19 protein-coding genes, 1 tRNA gene and 1 pseudogene are annotated in these 19,643 nt (G+C 38.0%); 20 read left to right on the forward strand and 1 reads right to left on the reverse strand.

All coding sequences use genetic code 11. The features are described from left to right. Positions 1–787 precede the first annotated feature (787 nt). Positions 788–2,494 carry an ATP-binding protein gene (locus ACFIJW_RS05030; protein WP_375633511.1) on the forward strand — a complete coding sequence of 569 codons (1,707 nt, stop codon included), beginning with the start codon at positions 788–790 and terminating at the stop codon, positions 2,492–2,494. An 18-nt stretch (positions 2,495–2,512) separates the two neighbouring features. Here the strand turns inward: ACFIJW_RS05030 and mscL are convergent, their stop codons facing one another. Beyond that, on the reverse strand, positions 2,513–2,920 hold the full coding sequence (gene mscL / locus ACFIJW_RS05035; protein WP_375633512.1) for a large conductance mechanosensitive channel protein MscL: 408 nt from the start codon (positions 2,918–2,920) through the stop codon (positions 2,513–2,515). A gap of 1,328 nt (positions 2,921–4,248) precedes the next feature. Here mscL and ACFIJW_RS05040 point away from each other — a divergent pair. From ACFIJW_RS05040 to ACFIJW_RS05130, 19 genes and pseudogenes are all read left to right on the forward strand, one after another. After that, complete coding sequence (locus tag ACFIJW_RS05040; protein WP_375633513.1) at positions 4,249–5,331, forward strand: quinone-dependent dihydroorotate dehydrogenase; 1,083 nt, start codon at positions 4,249–4,251, stop codon at positions 5,329–5,331. Between the two features lie 138 nt (positions 5,332–5,469). Next, positions 5,470–5,546, forward strand: a tRNA-His gene (locus ACFIJW_RS05045). Between the two features lie 546 nt (positions 5,547–6,092). Next, positions 6,093–6,404: a hypothetical protein gene (locus ACFIJW_RS05050; RefSeq protein WP_375633514.1), complete on the forward strand. Its 312-nt coding sequence runs from the start codon at positions 6,093–6,095 to the stop codon at positions 6,402–6,404. 88 nt (positions 6,405–6,492) lie between these two features. Then, positions 6,493–7,398, forward strand: a complete 906-nt coding sequence (locus ACFIJW_RS05055) for a hypothetical protein (RefSeq protein WP_375633515.1) — start codon at positions 6,493–6,495, stop codon at positions 7,396–7,398. Positions 7,399–7,689: 291 nt separating this feature from the next. Continuing rightward, entirely contained in the window at positions 7,690–8,523 is an 834-nt protein-coding gene (locus ACFIJW_RS05060) for a hypothetical protein (protein ID WP_375633516.1), read from the forward strand. Further along, positions 8,516–9,403: a hypothetical protein gene (locus ACFIJW_RS05065; RefSeq protein WP_375633517.1), complete on the forward strand. Its 888-nt coding sequence runs from the start codon at positions 8,516–8,518 to the stop codon at positions 9,401–9,403. The genes ACFIJW_RS05060 and ACFIJW_RS05065 overlap by 8 nt, the downstream gene beginning before the upstream one ends. Positions 9,404–9,405: 2 nt before the next feature. Beyond that, positions 9,406–10,320, forward strand: coding sequence for a hypothetical protein (locus ACFIJW_RS05070; protein WP_375633518.1), 915 nt, complete (start codon positions 9,406–9,408; stop codon positions 10,318–10,320). A gap of 272 nt (positions 10,321–10,592) precedes the next feature. Further along, complete coding sequence (locus ACFIJW_RS05075; RefSeq protein WP_375633519.1) at positions 10,593–10,820, forward strand: hypothetical protein; 228 nt, start codon at positions 10,593–10,595, stop codon at positions 10,818–10,820. 30 nt (positions 10,821–10,850) lie between these two features. Then, the gene (locus ACFIJW_RS05080; RefSeq protein ID WP_375633520.1) at positions 10,851–11,168 is read left to right on the forward strand and encodes a DEAD/DEAH box helicase family protein; all 318 of its coding nucleotides are present in this window, start codon (positions 10,851–10,853) and stop codon (positions 11,166–11,168) included. Positions 11,169–11,182: 14 nt separating this feature from the next. Further along, positions 11,183–11,545, forward strand: coding sequence for a hypothetical protein (locus ACFIJW_RS05085; protein WP_375633521.1), 363 nt, complete (start codon positions 11,183–11,185; stop codon positions 11,543–11,545). 64 nt (positions 11,546–11,609) lie between these two features. Next, positions 11,610–13,550 carry a hypothetical protein gene (locus ACFIJW_RS05090; protein WP_375633522.1) on the forward strand — a complete coding sequence of 647 codons (1,941 nt, stop codon included), beginning with the start codon at positions 11,610–11,612 and terminating at the stop codon, positions 13,548–13,550. 65 nt (positions 13,551–13,615) lie between these two features. After that, the gene (locus tag ACFIJW_RS05095) at positions 13,616–13,786 is read left to right on the forward strand and encodes a hypothetical protein (RefSeq protein ID WP_375633523.1); all 171 of its coding nucleotides are present in this window, start codon (positions 13,616–13,618) and stop codon (positions 13,784–13,786) included. A gap of 138 nt (positions 13,787–13,924) precedes the next feature. After that, entirely contained in the window at positions 13,925–14,047 is a 123-nt protein-coding gene (locus ACFIJW_RS05100) for a hypothetical protein (RefSeq protein ID WP_375633524.1), read from the forward strand. Positions 14,048–14,205: 158 nt separating this feature from the next. Further along, positions 14,206–15,114: an MFS transporter gene (locus tag ACFIJW_RS05105; protein ID WP_375633525.1), complete on the forward strand. Its 909-nt coding sequence runs from the start codon at positions 14,206–14,208 to the stop codon at positions 15,112–15,114. Positions 15,115–15,919: 805 nt separating this feature from the next. Continuing rightward, a complete protein-coding gene (locus ACFIJW_RS05110) occupies positions 15,920–17,263 on the forward strand; it encodes an MATE family efflux transporter (RefSeq protein ID WP_375633526.1) in 1,344 nt (447 codons plus the stop codon). Positions 17,264–17,604: 341 nt separating this feature from the next. Continuing rightward, positions 17,605–17,730, forward strand: coding sequence for an NADPH-dependent FMN reductase (locus ACFIJW_RS05115; RefSeq protein ID WP_375633527.1), 126 nt, complete (start codon positions 17,605–17,607; stop codon positions 17,728–17,730). A 248-nt stretch (positions 17,731–17,978) separates the two neighbouring features. Further along, complete coding sequence (locus tag ACFIJW_RS05120; RefSeq protein WP_375633528.1) at positions 17,979–18,146, forward strand: hypothetical protein; 168 nt, start codon at positions 17,979–17,981, stop codon at positions 18,144–18,146. A 270-nt stretch (positions 18,147–18,416) separates the two neighbouring features. Next, a pseudogene (locus tag ACFIJW_RS05125) lies at positions 18,417–18,824 on the forward strand (hypothetical protein). Continuing rightward, complete coding sequence (locus tag ACFIJW_RS05130; RefSeq protein ID WP_375633529.1) at positions 18,821–18,964, forward strand: hypothetical protein; 144 nt, start codon at positions 18,821–18,823, stop codon at positions 18,962–18,964. Before ACFIJW_RS05125 ends, ACFIJW_RS05130 begins: the two are co-directional and overlap by 4 nt. Positions 18,965–19,643 lie beyond the last annotated feature (679 nt).

Raw genomic sequence — 19,643 nt, forward strand, 5'->3', positions numbered from 1 at the left:
GAGAGCATCATAAAAAAATGCCCAATATGCAAGTTCTGTTGCATGGGGTACTTTAAAGCGCTACGCTGAATTTATTATCATTTGATATTATTGGCTCAAGAAAGGTGTTCTTACGAGAAGCTTTATTTGAAAAAGAGATTTTTATAATGCAGTATATTGATTGATAGTAATTTATCATTATTCACAGTGAATAAAAGTCTCAAACATTGTAAGATTTTCTCATTTCAAATCTGTTTCTGTTGAAACAATTAAAACCATTTCCTTGCGTATCATAATAATGTAGGAGTAAAAAAGTTAAAAATGCTGCTTATGAATGCCTTCAAATGCTAAGAACTATTGGTGACATTAGGGGCTGAAATTAGTATAATGATGGTGCTAACCAGCTCTTTTATAAGCATAAAAATGGTAATGCACAATGCCTTGATATCCTCTATAGGGACCTTTACATTACACCATTTACGGATGCTGTCGTAAAATAAGCTTGGGGATCTTGGGAGTTATTTTTTCAAAACAGGCGCATGAATGCGTAAAATAAGTGTATTCTTTTTGAGTACTATTTATGCGAGGGAGATGTTATCATTATTGTAACAAGATTTATTACAATAATGGGTGAATGAGCAACCAGAGCTGGAAGCTTCTTTTTATTCTTGTTTTGTTGATGAAACAGTCAAAATTTTGCTACAGACAATTGATATGAGATATCAAGTTATTATAACCAGAACAGATAATTGTAAACAAATTAGCATTATTCATTTGAGAGTAAATCCAACACTTTTTAGTTTTAGTTATGCCATTAAAAGCAGATGAGTTAAAGTTAAATACAAATGAATTAAAATGTCAGCAAGAAGCTTTTCGTTTTACACCAGAGCTTTTGCCACGGCCTTTTACGTGGGAAATCGATCACAATGGTTTGTTTTGTGAAGTCTCAAAAGAGCTAGCTGAAGTTGTTGGTCCTCTCTCTTCTTCTATTTTAGGGTGTAGTTTTCATGAGCTTGCTCATCAATTTAATGATGATCGATATCTGGTTCTCAGTCATTTTATTGAAGCGGCTATGCCTTGGAGTAAAGAGATTGTTCAATGGCCTGTTGATGGTTGCTTACAATGGCTTGATGTTGAATTGTCGGCTTTGCCAATTTTTGATGTTACAAAGCAGCTTAAGGGGTTTCGTGGCTTTGGTGTTTTAAAAATACAAAAAAAAGTCCAAGAAAAAAGAAATGAAAAGCTAGAAACAGAAATGCTATGTCTTACGGAGATAGAACGCTCAGCTTTTCGTGAAATTGCAGAGCAATTGCGTGATGAATTGAATTCATCGGTAAAAGAAGAAAATTTAGTTGAAGAAACAGCTATTCAGTTACCATATGCACAAACATTGTCGGTAAATGCTATAGAACAAGCTCTCGTAAAAGAGCCCGCTGCAGTTTTATCATTGTTGGATACAGCAACAGATGGTGTTTTATGGTTGGATGAAGAGGGCTTTATTCAATCAGCGAGTAGGGCAGCCTTAGCATTAATGGGTTATGAAATAAATGAACTACGAGGACAGCTATTCTCTTCATTATTTACTTTGCAAAGCCGACTTTTGGTTGAAAAATATTTTAAATCAATCCGTATGGAGGGAAAAAATCAGGTTTTAAATCGCAGTGAAACCGCTGATTTAATGACAAAAAATCATAAAAATATAACCGTTTTGATAACGATTGTATTTTTGGCAAAGCAAGGCAATTATGCTGTTATGTTGCGTGATAGGACACAAACAGTTCCATCAGGAGAAAAAAAAGCAGAAGAGGATAAAATCGTTGGAGTTGTTCATGAAATACGAACACCTTTGAATGCTCTTATTGGTTTTGCAGAAATTATGAGAGAAGGCCGTTTTGGTTCGATAGAAAATGAGCGCTATCATGGATATTTACGCGATATTATTTCCTCTGGAAAACATATATTATTGCTGATTAATCAATTACTAGAGTGCTCGAAGATAAATTATTCTGGTTCCGATAATCAGATTGATTCTTCCCTTACTTATGAAACATTTGATGTAATATCTTGTTTACGTGCAACGATAGCTTTTCTTGAAACTCAAGCCAATCAGAACGGCATTATCATGCGTATTGTTGCTCCACCTCACGTTCCATTTATTCCTGTATCACAACAAGTGTTTCGCCAGATTATATGGAATCTTCTTTCCAATGCTATTCGTTTTACACCTTTGGGTGGACAGATTATTGTTCACGTTTCTTATAGAAAAGAACGTGTAAAAATTTCAGTGAGTGATAATGGTATAGGGATGAACGAAGAAGAAATTATACAGGCACTGCAACCGTATGGTCAAGTAGAGCGCAAAGATGGCCGATCTGGTGATAGCGCTTTTATGGGAACAGGTTTAGGCCTTCCAATGTGTAAAGCAATGGTGGAAGAAAGAGGGGGACAATTTTTACTGTTCTCAAAACCCAATCATGGAACAACTGTGGAAATGTTTTTTCCTCGTGTTCCATGATGTAAATCTTGCATAAAATTATTTTTTCTTAGCCAAAAGATCTCTAATTTCTGTTAAAAGTTGTTCTTCTGAAGACGTTTTTTTGGGGCTTTCTTCTTCTTTTCTACGAATTTTATTCATAGCTTTAACGAATAAAAAAAGAACCCAAGAAATAATGAGAAAATTGATAAGTAAAGTAATAAAGTGTCCATAGCTAATGGTTGCTCCAGCTGCTTTGGCGGCACTCAATGTTGCTTGTTTTTCGCCAGCAAGTTGAATAAACATATTAGAAAAATCAATTCCACCCGTAATCAGCCCAATGATTGGCATAAAAATATCATTGACAATTGAGTTGACCAAGCTACCAAAAGCACCCCCTATAATCACACCGATAGCAAGATCAATCATATTACCTTTTAGGGCAAATTCTTTGAATTCTTTAAGCATTGCGTTTTCCCCTTTATATAAGCGATATACGGTAATTTACTTACCGCTTTTGATGAAAAAGGAAAGGGCAGATTTTATTTTTAGGATTATATTACGATATTAATATTATTTTCAAAGAACTTTATAAGGTTTAATAAAGAGCTTTAGGGCTCTATTTGAATGTACATAGAATATTTCCTAGAAAAAAGCTTTTTTGATAAAAACTATATCTGCTTTTTCAACAGAAAGTAGAAAACTGTAGCTTAATTTATATAATTGCCTCAAGATTTTTATTTTAACATTAAAAAGAGAGATTTTTACACAATACCACAAAATGGGCAGTGTTGAAAGCTGAGCTATCAGAAAGCTTCTCAAATGAAGTGCATATATTGGCATAACATTTTATTATAAAAAGAAAATTTAGGAATAAAAAATATATTTCAGCGCTGATAGAAGAAATAGATAAATGAGACAGAAGTAAAACTTATAATTTAATTCCTCTTAATTCAGTAAGCGATAATAGCAATTAGGAGGGCATTATGGCTTATCTAAAAGCTATTTGTATTGGGTTGCATGAGCTAAAATGGCGATAATTCCGATGGAAGAAACACATTTCATCTGCTGGAAGATTGTATCAGTTTATAAATAGCAGAGCTATAGGGTTTGCAAGATCATTTTGGTTTGAAGTCGTTGGTATGATGTGTGAGTTCAATGATCAACTGTCATTACTTGAAACATATGTTAGACAGAGCACTTAATAGATGCAGAATTGTATTTAACGCATCAGAAATGGCAAAGGAAACAACGCAGATTCCTCAAAATTTTATCAATAGAGTACAAATTGATTGAACATTCTGTTACTAATAAATGGTGCAACAATAGTATGAATTTAGATGACTTTATGAACCATGTATTCTATAAATGCTAGGAAAAAATAGCTTTATAAAGCAAACTCTGTTTCTATTGGAAACGATATTACACAAAGGAACTTTGGGAATAGAGATAATTTGCCTGCATTTTTAAGAGAATTATGAGCTTGCTTTCATGAGACGTTACAAAACCATGACTATGGTGAAGAGCCTTTGATGTTTCAATTCATGCTGCATTTTATAATATTAGGATTCATATTTTAATCTTTAAAAAATGTCGAAAAAGAGAAACATTTTTTAAGAATAAAAAATTCTTTACATAGTATAACCAATATAAACATGTATGGCTATTATGTGATGAGTTTTCTTCTAGAAGGGGAATATTATTTGGATAATATGCTCTCTTTGATTGGTAATCTTTTATGTTAAAAGGTAGAGGTGAGGTGCGATGGATCATTTTTATGTTGTGGAGAAGAATTGATGAGTTTTTTTCGTTGTATTGGCCGTTCTGCCTTATTTATGTTGGATCCAGAGCAAGCACACGGTTTAGCGATTCTCGGGCTGAAAAGTGGATTAAATGGTTGTCAAAAGGTTGTCGATAAACGATTGTGTGTAACTATTGCAGGACTTGAGTTTGAAAATTTTATTGGTCTCGCAGCGGGGTTTGATAAAAATGCAGAGGTTGTAGATGGTATTTTTCGGTTAGGATTTGGTTTTACTGAAATTGGGACAGTGACACCAAAGCCTCAGATTGGAAATCCTAAACCACGGCTTTTTCGTTTAAAAGAAGATGAAGCGATTATTAATAGAATGGGTTTTAATAATGATGGACATCAAGTTGTTTACAACAGATTGCGTGCGCGTAAAAAAACTGGTGTTGTAGGAGTCAACATTGGAGCCAATAAGGATACGGTCGATAAGATTGATGATTATACTGTTGGTATTGCTCATTTTTATGATGTTGCTGATTATTTTACGGTTAATATTTCTTCTCCTAATACACCAGGTTTACGTGATTTACAGGTCCGTGACAGTTTGCATCTTTTGTTGAGTGCAGTTTCGCAAGCGCGAAATGAGCAAGAGAAAAAGCATGGATTTTCCATTCCCATTTTTTTAAAGATTGCTTCCGATTTATCAGAGAAAGAATTGGATGATATTGCTGAAGAAATAAAACTTTCTGATTTTGATGGACTCATTGTTTCCAATACGACTCTTTCACGCCAAGGTCTTAACAATAGTCACCTCAGCAATGAAAAGGGAGGGCTTTCTGGACGTCCACTTTTTGAACGTTCTACTATTGTGCTTGCAAAAATGCGTCAAAAGTTAGGGAAGGAGATTGCAATTATCGGCGTTGGCGGTGTAAAGGATGCTGAAACCGCTTTGGAAAAAGTAAAAGCTGGTGCAGATTTGATTCAATTATACAGTGGGATGATTTATGAAGGTCCAAATCTTGCCATAACTATTCTGAAAGAGATTTTGCAAATGATGCACCAAGATGGTGTTGATAACATAAAAAACTATCGTGATCATAGTCTTGAGCATTGGGCAAAATTTCCTTTGTAAAAAACACTTTTTTCTTCACAAAAAATTGCGAGTTTTGTTTAAAGGGGCTTGCAAACTTTGTTGATCTTCCTTATGTCACATAAGCAAAGGATAAATGTTTACGAAATCGTGAGCAGTTATAATGCGTTTGTTTTTTGTGCGGTTGTAGCTCAGTTGGTTAGAGCGCTGGTTTGTGGCACCAGAGGTCGTAGGTTCAAATCCCACCAACCGTACCATTTGTCTTGTTACAACTTTTCTAATTCTTATTTTTGGCGTTTTGTGAGGCGGTTAAAAGCCGCGCTTGGCGAGCTTTTTTGCGTGTGAGCCGTCACGGAGCAGAGACCTTGCACGGATGATTTTTTTCAAATTTTGCCCAAAACGGAATGATACGATCAATAATCGCTTGAAATATAAATGGGTCAACTGAATCTATGATTCTGATTGCAATTGCAACAATAAATATCTCTATCAGTATATTTATATATTTTTAGTATATTTTGTAAACCAAGAGCATCTTATTTGACTTTCATTATTATTGCTCATAATATAAACCATTAAGTTTAAACACATAAAATAAGTAAGCATAAATTTACTAAAATATGCCATATTTTTGACACAATACTCTTGGTTTTGTCAACTATATATTATAAACATGAACTTGCATGAAAGTGCATTCATATCTCTAGGGGGTGTTTCGGTGGTTGATTATGGGTAAGCCATTCTGGCGCGGGAACATAAGTAACCTTGGGGGATTTATTTATACACTAAATTGGAGAAAATAAATGGGAAGTTCAAGTAGTTCGCACGATTATTGCAGTGCCGATAATTTTAGTAGCAAATATAACTCTGGTAGTGCGTTTGGTGACAAGTATGGTGGTCACGTTGGCATTGCGAGTGGTGTTGTCGTAGGATTGGCAGCGCGTAATCCTATGGTTGGCATGACCGTAGGAAGCTTTGCGCAAGGTGTAGGCGATAAGTTCGGAGGCATCATAGGCGGTTATACTGGTTATGCTGTGGCTGCTGCTCAGTGTGGCACACAGTTGTTGGGTCAATCTATTGCTAATTCAGGTCGTGGGATGTTGATGCGCTTTTGATGTAGTTCTTTGGGTTATCCTAAAGCCTAGAACGGTGGTACTGTAAAAGGTGCCACCTTTATGTTTGGAATATTGCACAGGAGGAGCTATGGGCGCGTTTGGTTTAGTGCTCGTTTATTTTTGTCTGTGGTTTGGCATATTGTATCTATTCCTCAAAACTATTGCTATTAATGGAAAAAGCATGTTAGGCAGGGAAAACATGGTTGCATTCATAGTGGCGGCATTGGTTGTTCCTCCTCTCATGTATGCCTTTGAGTATATAGTCGGTGTGCCGATAACATCTCCTCATGTTATTATAATTATGTTCTTTCTTTCTTTTTGCATTGAATTTATACCCAATATAGTAAACAATATAAAGTGCTTTAGTTTGGCCATTATCGCAAGTTGCCCCATTTTTTTCATCGCAGCTGGTTTTATGGTTATGAGTGATGACCTTCTGTTAGATTTTTTTGATCTGCAGCTTTCGAGCTATATTTATCTGCTTTTCATTATTCCGTTGATGATAGAGGGGGCTCGCTATGTCCTAATTGCTAAAGCTTTGAAGGAAAAATCTATGTCCGTGCTAGATTTAAGCATTTGCATTGGTTGTGGGTTTGCCATAGGCATCTTTTTTGTGTCATCACTGCTTTTATCAGACCTTCGAGAAATCTATCAACAGATAGGTTTTGCAAACAGGGAGACAGTGAAAAAAATGTTTGATTATGCGGTGCTTGGTTTTGCTATTCTAATGGGCCAGGTTTTTTTGACATTTTTGATGGTTCTCTTTGTTACTACAAAGAAATATTATTGGTTGGTCCTTGATGTTCTTGCAGAGCTGTTTTTTAGCCTCTTTGTTTCTTATTCTATAGCGTTTGTTCATACAGACGATAACTATGTAATGGTTATAAAGTGGCTTTGTTTGCTGTCTGCTGTTTATTATATGTACGTGCGTTACATTAAATCAAAGAGTGTCAAGCTTAGCGTGATTAACCCGTTTAAAAAGAAAACTGAGTGAGAAGACAGAAGGCTATAGTTCTTTGGGTTATCCTAAAGCCTAGAGCAGCCAACCCAGGAGGGGCAGTTTCTGGAGCAATAGTAGGCAGGGTCCCGTGGCGCAGCCGCGGGTATTGCTAAAGCTGGTTGGGATTGTGCTCGCTCTAAGTGGTGAAATTATTGTTTGACCTGGCTTTTTTAACAAGGTAAAGGCCTTGCTAAGGGGTACACTATCAGCCTCTTAGCAGGGAGTTTTTCTCCCGCAATAATATCTTGGTATGCTTGGGAGGGCAAGGCGCTTTAAGGAAATTATATGTCTGACTTAATTTTTGGAATGCTGCTTAGTTTTGGGATAAGTTTCAGCCCTCGTCTCCTTAAAAACAATGGCTTGTTGGGCGAGCGCATCATTTTGGGGGGGCTAGCTGGCCTTTCCTGCGCTATCATCTTCGCTTATCCACATAGTGAAAGTGGGCTTACAGACTTATCTTTGCTTTTGGTATGTTATCTTGGCATGCTTTTAATTCTGTACGAGCACTACTTATATAAATATTTAGTTCTTGGATTCTGTGGTGCAGTTGCTGCCTTGTGTATTGGGGCAGGTTTTGTATATTTGAGCTCTTTGTTGCCATTGCCTGCTTTGTCTGCTGCTAATAATAGCCAGCAGCAGGTGGTGCATTACATGAGTGGGGTTGCTGCAAACTATCCCTTTTTTATCCTTTTGATATCAGTTTTAACTGCGGAGCTTTTGCGTTTGTGGTTGCTTCGCGTATATAAGCCAGAATTAGCTGCGCGTGAGGTCCTTTATTTCGGGCTGGGCTGGGGTGTTCTAGACTTATGCTATAAGACCCTCCCAGCTCTTTTTCTTTACTTGAATTACCGTGTTGATAGGGCGCCACAAATGGCGGGCTATGTCGCATTTGAATCTTGTCCACAAGCGATCAGCTATCTTATTGCCGCGGGCATGATTGTATTGATGCATGTTGTAAATACGCGCTTTATGTATCTTGGTTTCCAAGATAAGCGCAAGGTCTATTCCTATCTGCCTTTTGTAATTCATTTTGCGGTTGGTCTTTTGTTTATGTTTGACATTTCTTCAGACTACGCAATATTAATAAATTCTATTTCTGAGGCTTGCAATAATGCTTGACAAATTGACATTATCTGTTATCGGCGCTGTTTTTTGTCTGGTGCTGATTATTTTTCCTTTGATGAAGAAAAAAACATTGGTTGAACATTTGGTTTTCTTGCTCGTTGTTTTGTGTCTTGTTTTTCTTTATGTTTATGGCGCTGTGAGTTATTTTCCTTATTATGTTTTGGTGCTTTCGCTTATATTGGGGTACCGCTGGTTACTCTCTTTGGTTAAAGCGTTTAAAGGCACGAAGGCGATTATTGGGGCAAGCGCTGGTTGTTATGTGCTTTTGATTTTTTTTCTATACGGCTTTATGCGTATGATAGGTAGTTTAATTTTTGATTTTTCTGCTTATAGTACGCCTAATATTGTTTTTGCTGTTGGTCTATTCCCTATAGGCATGGCGATTATGCAGTTTTTTTTGCTCTCTCATTGGGTGGCAGAAGATAATGGCAATGGTGTAGAGGCAGCACTGGGCGTGGGAATGGGGATTTGGGGGGCTGCTATAGGGCTTGCACTGCTTACATCTCTACCAGAAACTGTGAAAATCCTAAAAGGAGCCTTTAGTCTTGATAGGGACGCCTTACTTTCTTTACTTGAGACGGTAATATATTATACGTTTATTATAGGTCTGAATCTTTTATCAACTTTTTTAATGCTTGTGGTTTGCCTTGACAAGAAATGGCGTTTTTTTGTTCTTATCCTGCTTTTACAATGCTTGGCGGCTTGGGCGCGCTTTTCATGGCGGGCCGCTGAGCCAGAACTTCTTGCAATTGGGCATTATACAATCGCTACTATTCTTATGTTTGCTCTTATGCGGCAAATTTATGATTTTGTGCAAGACAGATTATCCATGAAGAAAAATAGCAGTTACGCTGTAGTAAATGAGGGGGCATAATAATGTTGGTTTTATTTATTACTTCGCTTCTCGCGGGACTTATTTATGGCGCTGTCATTTATAATTTTTTTCGCTCTACATTTAGTTGGATAAATGTTCTGTTGAGCGGCATAGTTTTTGGGGTGATTGTTCTGTTAGTATGGCGTTACTCGGAAACAGAACATAAACTTGATGCCTTACGTTTGCTGCAAGTGCTTGGCGTTGTTTTTCTTCTATGTGTGTTTCATCATTTTCTGAAGTTCAAATTGGTTGTCGCTGGTGCTGTGGGATGGTTTGTTGCTAGCTGCATTGCTTTCGGGTTTATTGCTTTTTGGGAGCAATCTGTAATAAAAACGCTTTATATGATGAGTATTGTTGAAACCAAGAGTCGTGCAGAGCAGGGGCTGGCGCTTGTTTTTTTATTTTTAACATTTTCGGTTTTTTTTGTTGTAGCAGAAGAAGCTATGCGTCGTTGGTTAGTTACTAAGTTTTATCGGTGCTCGCCTAGTTTGTTGTGGCGTTTGCCGCTGAATATTGGCATAGGCTGGGGTTTATGCGAATTAGCTTATAAGGCGCTAGGGCCTTTCCTTGTTTATAATGGCTGGCCTATTCGATCTAGGTTATTAGCCAGTGAATATGTAATTTTTTATTCCTGGACGCAAGCGAGTATTTTTTTGTGTGCTTTAATGAGCGTCATACTCATGCATATTTTCAATACATGCTTGGCGTATCGTGGGGTTGTTACGCGCTCTAAATTTTATGCGTGTGCGCCTTTTTTTGTCCACGCTATTGTTAACTGTTTCGGTGGAACAGCGCTGGTTACAGACAAGGTTTGGTTTAATGTTGGAGGCAGCTTGTTTATTCTACTTTGTGTGATGTTGTTCGTATATTTTGAAAGCAAAAATCCTTTAATACAAAACATAAAATTGCGCGCTTAAGGTGTTGTAGAGTGATGAATAATTTTGCGTACTCTAAGTATGGCTAGAGAGCCTGATACGCGCTTTCTGTTCTGCAAAAAAATAGAGAAGGTTAGCACCGACGTAACGCGTCCAGTACCAAGAGCGACGTCATTTCTGCACTAATTGAGGGGAGGGTGTGCCACTGTCCACGTGCATATGGGAGTTTGCAAATATGCTATCATGTAACTTTCTAGTGTTTTCCTTTCTATTATCCTCCATGAGATTGAAGATGGGAATCTTGAGGCGGCGATATGAGACTTAAATTTAAACAACAAGAATTTCAAAATGATGCGGTTAAAAGCGTCATTGATTTGTTTAAAGGCCAGCCACAACGGAATTCTTCTTTTTCTTTGCATTCAGAACAAGGACAATTAGCGTTAAATGAATTTGGTTATGGTAATCAATTATTGATCAGTGATGAAAGCATATTAGCAAATTTACGAGAGGTGCAACAGAACAATAAACTCTTGGCGAGTTAGACGCTAGAGCAAAAGCAGTTTTCTATTGAGATGGAAACGGGAACAGGCAAAATTTATGTCTATAGCAAGACGATTTTTGAGTTAAATCAACGCTATGGCTTTACCAAATTTATTATTGTCGTACCAAGTGTTGCTATTCGCGAAGGGGTATATAAATCACTTCAGGTAACAAGGGAGCATTTTCAAGCAGAGTTTGATAATCTGCCCTATCGTTATTTTATTTATAATTCAAAAGATCTTTCGCAAATTCGCCAATTTGCAAGCTCTAGCAATATTGAAATTATGATTATCAATATTGATGCATTTAAAAAGCAGAAAATATTATCAACCTTCCGCAAGATAGACTGAATGGCGAAAGCGCTATGCGCTATATCCAAGACACAAAACCGATTGTGATCATAGATGAACCGCAATCGGTGGATAATACAGCAAAAGCGAAGGAGGCTATTGCGAGCCTTAACCCGCTTTGTGTTTTCCGCTATAGTGCCACGCATAAAGATGAGATTAATCTTTTATATCGTTTAACACCTGTTGATGCTTATCAAAAAGGACTGGTAAAGCAAATTTGTGTTTCTTCTAATCAGATAGAGCAAGATTTTAACCGTTCCTATATTGCCTTGAAATCCGTATCACACAAACATGGCTTTAAGGCGCGCTTAGAGTTGGATATTGCGGGAAAGAATGGCACGGTGAGCCGCAAAACAGTTACAGTGAGACGGAGATGATCTGTATCGCGTTACGGGCGGACGTGAGCTTTATAAGGGCTATATTGTTTCGGGTATCAATTGCATGGCGGGGGATGAAGCTGTTGAGTTTTCTGATACTGAAATTGTCAAATTTGGCCACGCACTTGGTGATGTGAATACAATAGAGCTTAAACGCGCACAAATTTATCGCACTATAGAAACACATTTAGATAAGGAATTGCGGCTTGTGCCTTTAGGGATTAAAGTTTTATCACTTTTTTTTATTGATGAGGTGGCTAAATATCGTAGCTCTGATGAAGAGCCAGCACTTTATGAGCGTATGTTTGAAGAATGTTATGAAGAGCTGTTGGCGAAAAAGAAATATGCCTCCTTGCGAACTAAGTTTGCGCAAAATATTCGAAACGTGCACGGCGGTTATTTCTCGCAAGACAAGAAAGGCGTGTATAAGGATACAAAGGGCGACAGCCAAGCTGATGATGACACTTATAACACGATTATGCGCGATAAGGAGTGGTTATTATCTTTTGCATGCCCCTTGCGTTTTATCTTTTCGCATTCGTCCTTGAGAGAAGGCTGGGATAATCCGAATGTGTTTCAAGTGTGTATGTTGATTGAACAAAAATCGAATTTTACCGCACGGCAAAAGATTGGTCGCGGTTTGCGCTTATGCGTAAACCAACAAGGTGAACCGGTAGAAAATAAAGATATAAATGTGCTGCATGTCATGGTGAATGAAAGCTTTGCTGAGTTTGTGAGTACATTGCAAAAAGAATTAGAGGCGGATATTGGTTATAAACTTGGTACATTGCAGATGGAGCATTTGGTTGTCCGTATTTATGAAGATGTAAAATATGTGGCTGCTAAAGTGGAAGTATCGCAAGCACAAAAAATTGTTAAAATACTTGTTGCAAAAGATTTTATTGATGAGGCGGGTGTCGTTAAAGTAGATCAAAATTTAGTAGCGAGCGAATTTGATGCTATAGGCGCGGAGGAAATGCCACGCGAATTGCGTCAAGAAATTGTGAAAAAAACTGATGCGGGCGCGCTTATTAATGTTGAGATACTGCAAGATCTGATTTATATGACAGCTGTGACGGAAGCAAAGATTCTGTCTTCGCAAGAGGCTGCTGATATATTGGTTGAGTTGCGTGAAAAAGCCTTGCTTACATCAGCAGGAAAAATCACAGATACATTAAAAGCGCAATGGGCGACTGGGACGTTAGATTTAAGTGAACGTTTTAGTAAAGGGCAAAAGCAGGCTGTGCTGCAGGCGCTAGAAGCGAGCCAAGCCATGCCGATTATTCGTAATGCTACGCGCGAAGTGCGGGTTAAGCTTAAAAAGCAAACAGTGGATTCGTCAGAGTTTTTGTCCTTGTGGGAGAAGATCAATAAAAAGACCACTTATCGTGCAAAGCTTGATCGCACAGAGTTTGTTGCCAAAGCAGTGGATGCAGTGGAAAAAATGGCACCAGTTGCGCCCGCGCATTTGGTTTATCAGACAGCAGAGATAGAACTGGATAGTGCTGGTGTGACCTATGAAGAGCAGTTATTAAAGCAGAGTGCGCTTGATTATAGTTTTTGTGCACTGCCGAACATTGTACATTATTTGACCTTAAAGCTGAAATTAACCGCAAAGACAATTATTGGTATTTTGACAAAGAGTGGTCGTGAGCATGAGTTTGTGAAAAATCCACAAGCTTTTTTAGAGTGCATAGAAGAAATACTCAATAAAACCTATGTTAATCTTACAATTGATGGCATTAAATATTTAAAGCTGGTCGGGCAAGAATATAGTGTGCAAGAGCTTTTTACCAGTGAAGAGCTTGTGGCAAATTTAGAGCGTACAGCTGTTGTGAGTGAGAAGAGTGTGTATGATCATGTGGTTTATGAAAGCAGTGTGGAGAAAGAGTTTGCGCAAAATCTCGATAATGACTCTGATGTAAGATTGTTTTTTAAACTGCCAAGAAATTTAAAAATAGCCACTCCCATTGGTTCTTATACGCCTGATTGGGCGGTTTTTTAGAGTGAGATGGCGCGCAAAAGCTTTATTTTGTACTGGAAACAAAAGGAACGAATAGCGAGTTTGATTTGCGCCTTAAAGAATTACTGAAGATTAAATGCGGTAAAGCGCATTTTGCTGCACTGCAAACGAGCGTTGCGTTTAACGACCAGCCGGTGATAAATTGGCGTGAATATAAGCGTACTTTGCCCGAAGGGGCGCATGAGTTTCCAAGTGCTGCGGTGGTTGTTGCAGAATGATTGGTGCATGAAATACTTAACGTGGGTGAGGGGGAGAGCAAAGCTTTTTATATCAAGATAATAAATTGACAAAAGGTAGCTATAATGTACACTTCATGTTAAATTTAATTGTTTTCATTTAATACGGGGGGTAAAGTTATGAAAACTAAAAATATGTATAATCCACTGAAAAAAATTAAAATTAAGCGTGTTGATGTTGCTACGCTCAAAGCCCGAGTAAGTGAGCAGAAAATGGCTGCTCGATGTGCCCTTCTGAATTGAGATTTTAAAATATATAAAGCTGGCGGCAGAAAAAACGCCAGCTTTATAGCTTTTGGATATATTAATGACGATAGATTATGAAGTTAAAAAGTTGCTCTATGGCTGTGCGGCAATGAGTGGGGGTCGGCTGATTACAGATTCTTTCCATGCTTTTTTTCTTGTCTATGGGCGTTAGTATAACACAGTTAGCTTTATTACAAATTGTGTTTAGCGCAGCTATTTGTATTTTTGAAGTGCCTTGTGGGATTTTAGGAGATAAAATTGGCGTTAAAAAAAATGTTATCTTATCATGTTTCTTTTTTTCGCTCTTTTTCTTTTTATGTATCTACGCGCCTAATTTTTTTGTCTTAATTCTGGCAGAAATTATTTATGCTTTAGGCTTTGCTTTATGTTCTGGCGCTGATAGCACATGGATTAAAGGCTTAATCGACGGCGGTGGTTACAAGGGTAATTTGATCTACCACCAAGTAAACGCCTATAAACGGGAACTAGCGGCATTCATGAATATGGTTGCTGGTGCGCTAGGTGTTCTTATTGTTTTGTGTATGGATAATTATCAGTCAGCATATTATTTTTGTTCTTTCGGGTTTCTCGTGCTTGTATTCTTGTTTAGTCGGGTGACGGGGATAGCTATTGCATCCGTTTCGGATAGTCAGCCAATAGACTCAGGTTCTTTGTTGCATGCAACAGAAGCTTTTGCTTATTTAGTTACCTCAAAGATCGGGTTATATTATATATTGATATGTGGTTTTATTGTTGCTGCATTGCAGCCAGTATTTCATTTTTGGCAACCTTTTATTTTTGGACAAACAGGAGTATTAGACAATGCAACAGGAAAGACTAAAATTCTTATTCTTGGCCTGTGCTTTGTGTCTTATACTCTCGTAAAATACTTATTTAATCGCTTTGTAATTAAATATTTTATGCAAAAATACGCTCCTATGGCGATAACTTTGTATTCACTAGTCCTGAGTGCTGTTGTTATGCTTGCTCTGCTTCTCGTTGCAAACAGTTGGGGCCCCATTATTTTATTCACCGTATTTCACAGTTTTTTTCTGTCCCCGTAACGCAGTTTGAAGCAGAATTTTTTAAACATATTCAACAAAAGAATGCAAATACGGTTTTATCCATTGTTAGTTTTCTTGCTCGTATTTTTGGTATTTTAGCGCTTGTGCTGATTGGTTGGTTGGCAAACAATGTTTGTATAGAAGCAGCTTTTTGTTTCGCCTTGGTTTGTATATGTTTAATTATCCCGCTTAATTTGGCTTGGCTTTATACTGATAAAAAGTTAATAAAGACGAGGAGGTTTGAGAGTGAAGATACAGTTGAATAGGGACTTGCCTATGACTTACATAAAGACACAGGAAAAAATAGTGTGTGGGTCATCTTATATGGATTTAGTCGAAATTAATAGCTGTTTTAATCGGTGTATAGGCACAATGGATTGTAAAAATGCTAATGCCTGTGTTTTTTGACAACTTGGTCGGCTTTGTTTTTTACGTATGTAAGCAGCGAATAAGCAAAGGTTAGCACAGGTGTATTACTTGCAGTACCAAAAAGTTTGATTAAAAATACTAAAAATGGATATACAAGACGAACAAACGGCTCGCTGAGGATCTTTTATCAATGACTGTAGTTGCTTGGGGGCATAATATTGTACAAAAAAAACGCATGGCATAAAGTCCAAAAAACCAATAAAGGCGCATTGCGCTTCTCTTTTAAGAACTGGGCATCTCCTCTTACCGTAATGCGTTCTCATTATGCATCCTTTAGGCAAGACTTGCGATGGAAAGGCTTTACGGAAAAAATCAATGTGTTTTGTTTAAAAGATCCGATCTTAATACACCTTTCAATATGGAAGGGTATTTCACAATGTTTGTTGTGATGAAGCAATTGCTATCTCTTGGCATGCCACTGGCTATAGGGTTTATCTCTCAGATGATGATTTCCTTCACAGATGCAGCGCTTGTAGCGCATTTAGGCGTGCAAGCCTTGAGTGGTACAATGTTAGCTCTGAGTATATTTAGTTTTGTTATGTTGCTTGGGCTAGGTATTATTACCGCGGTTGCACCAAAACTTGCGGAAAGTTTTCGCAGACAAGATAGATATGCATTAAAGGCATGGTTTGATCAAGGAATATGGCTTTCCCTTTTGATTGGAATGATGAGTGCGATCATTTTACTCAACACGAGGAATATTTTGTGTCTTCTCGGACAAGATGAGGCAATTGCTACTATAGCGCAAGAATATAATCGTGGCGCTGCTATAGGGGTGGTGTTTTTTTATCTTTATGTAAATAGCCGGGGATTACTGTCAGCAATTGGTAATCCAAAGCCCTTAACCTGGGTTATGCTTGCGGCTATCCTTGTGAATTTTCTTATCTCTTGGCTGCTTATTTTTGGTATAGGTTCTGCAAGCGGATTAGGTGTCTTTGGTGCAGGAATTGCGAGCAGTTTGATCCGTATTTTAATTGTTATTGCAGCAGCAATAATTTTGTCCCGCAATTCTGCTTTTCATTCTTTTCGCTTTAATTATTTGAGACCAAAGTTAGAGATTTCACGAATAATAAAATTGCTGCGAGTAGGGCTACCCATTGGTATACGTATTCTTATTGCGGAGGGCTTTCCTTCGGTCATTGCATTTATGATTACGGCTTATGGGGTTGAATCTTTGGCCGCGCATACGATAGGGATGCGTCTCGATATGCTTATTTCTGTGGTGGCTTTGGGGATTTCCAGCGCAGCCGCGACAATAGCAGCGTGGTATAGAGCAGATAGGAATAATATGGCTCTAAAACAATTGCGTATGAGTGTCACAGTTTTTGCTGTAGCTTATGTCTTGTTTTTATCAGGGATTGTTTATCTCTCTTATGGATTCATCCTTACAACCATCTTTAATATTTCTTCAGAACGCGTTGTTGTTTTCTCTTGGGAGTTGCTTCCGTTCATCTTATTGTCTTTTGCTTTTGGCACTTTAGGAGCTATGCTCAATGGCATACTTGTGGGTTTGTTTGATACGTTTTGGTCAACAATTGTTGTAGCAATAAGTTATTGGGGGTTAGGCCTATTGGGGGGAGCGCTAATGGCGCATTTTTTTGAATATGACTTTATTGGCTATTGGCTTGGCATGATTGGTGCAAGCTTAATCGTTTCTATCTTTAATTATATGCGCGTGGGTTATTTAATAAAATGCAATCCTATGTTTGGGGCAGAGTGAGTGTTATAAAAGCGCTTGTAAAGCACTAGCTGTGAAGGCATAGCTATTCACCGTCCATAGAGGCTGTTTTGCTTCTATAGAGATAACAATATAGCTTACAAAACTTGCTTAATATTGAAAAGAAGTGCCTTTGATTGTAGTCTTAATATTCTTTATTGAATTTTAAAATAATATGGATTTATTAAAATCATTCGGCTTCAATTTAAGAGTAAGCTCGGTAGATTGGAAGAGTTTAATACCTTAAAAAATGACGAGAAAAAACGTGCTTATATTCATACGCCGTTGAGGAGGCATTTAAAAAAGTTGTTGTTTTTATAAGTTATTACCATTGCGATGCTAAAGTGTATACATTTGTCAAAACAATCGCAGACGCTGATGATGTTATTCTTGCAAGCCCTGTTTATCACGGGTCTTATTCAGGGGGATTGAAAAATGCTCTTGATAATTTAGATTATGATGCTTTTTAGATAAAGCTTTTGGTCTTTTCTCTCATGACAATACAACCAAAAATGCGCACTGCCATGTGTATATTTGGTACTAATTGTGCATATGCTTTATGGACAGGCACTGCAATATCAAGTTGCTTCAGCTAAAGATGATTTTGTGTCTGAGAATGCAGTCCGTACATGGAGACTTAGCAGCGCAAATGTACGGGTTTGCTGCGCACATCTTGCTGATAAAATGTACAAATTTTAAAATAATAAGGGTGGAGGATATGATCAAAATTGATAGGAAATACCGTTATTTAGTCGTTGGTGGTACAGGAATATTGGCTCCCTTGTGCCGGTTATTAGGGCTGAACAACGTGATTATCGCAGCGCGTTTTCGTTCTCATCAATCCAAAATTGAGTTATTTCAGACAAGGGCTAAATGTATATTTTGAAGATTATTATAAGCCATAGGCACAATTTTAAAAAGGGATACCACTATAGACGGGCTTGAAATATTGCATATTATGGGGGGCATTCGCCTGCACATGCATTTTCGTGTAGGTTGAGATTGAACGGTTGGTCTTCTTACCGAAGCTGCTTGCGTATTGTTCATGTTTTTGGTTCTAATGCAGAGGATAAAATAATCTCTGGATGTGCGCATCATAATAAGATTGATCCCACATCTGTAAATTAGGTCGGAAAAGGCGATCATATGGCCGGCGGTGGTCAATGAGAAAAGTGTTTATGATCATGTGATTTGTGAGAGCCGTATTGAGAAAGAGTTTGCGCAAAATCTTGATAATGACTCTGATGTAAGATTGTTTTTTAAACTGCCAAGAAATTTAAAAATAGCCACTCCCATTGGTTCTTATACGCCTGATTGGGCGGTTTTTTTAGAGTGAGATGGCGCGCAAAAGCTTTATTTTGTACTGGAAACAAAAGGAACGAATAGCGAGTTTGATTTGCGCCTTAAAGAAATGCTGAAGATTAAATGCGGCAAGGCGCATTTTACCGCCCTTGAGACTGGTGTGGTGTTTAACGAGGCACTGGTGATGAGTTGGCGCGATTCTAAGCGGGGGGTGGTGGTAGAGAGAGTGGGGGGCTGTGGTAGGAGTGGGCGGCACGAATGACGCTGTCTTTAGTTGCGTACCACCAAGCTAATTTTGTGCTTTGCGAAATTCGCCAAGGCTTTTGGACGTACCGCGTTTATCGCGTAATAAAATCTTATGAATATCATGCAGAAGGCGCGCAGAAACGGGTGATTGCGTGACTAGCTTCCCAATGCCGTAATAATGCCGTAATTAAGTACAGCCACATAATGAGATAGCTCTTCAATATCATCAGTCGCACTGATACTTTTTTTTATTTTCAAACAATAATAGGTCAGATGGTAACGATTATGTCCTTTCTATCTAAGAAAAGAGTAGCACCGCTTGCGTATATGCACGAGTAAAAGTCAATCAACATTGGTCTGAGGTAAAAACCGCCAATTATTTCTAATACACCTAAGGATTTCATAGCTTGCTCTAACGGTTTATATAAAACTGCCCTTTTAAAAGATGGATTGGGCGGCAAATTTATTGGGATATAGGCTTTATGAATCTCTCGAACTAAGCTTTCTACTATGCAGGTCCTAAGGCGTGAATGCATATATGGTCGCATCTGTTGCTGCATTGTGTAGGCAGGGATCCTAAACTAGGAAAGGAGGGCTGCTCTTTTAATTACAAAGGAAGAATACGGCGCGTAAGTGCAGCAAAATGTATTTTGAGGAGCAGTAAAGGGGTGAGGCATTTGATGTCCAGCGGGTAACGGATTAACTGGAGTATAAGTAGGCATTGCTAGGGCGGAGTTTTTAGTTAAGAATTGCACTTCGTACGCTATAAGCTCTCTGCATCCTTCATATAGGCGTTGGATCATCGCCCAATGCAACGTAAAGGGGCTGTTTTGTC

Origin of the sequence: Bartonella sp. MM97QHHN (assembly GCF_042194285.1) — a bacterium.
Classification (GTDB): domain Bacteria; phylum Pseudomonadota; class Alphaproteobacteria; order Rhizobiales; family Rhizobiaceae; genus Bartonella.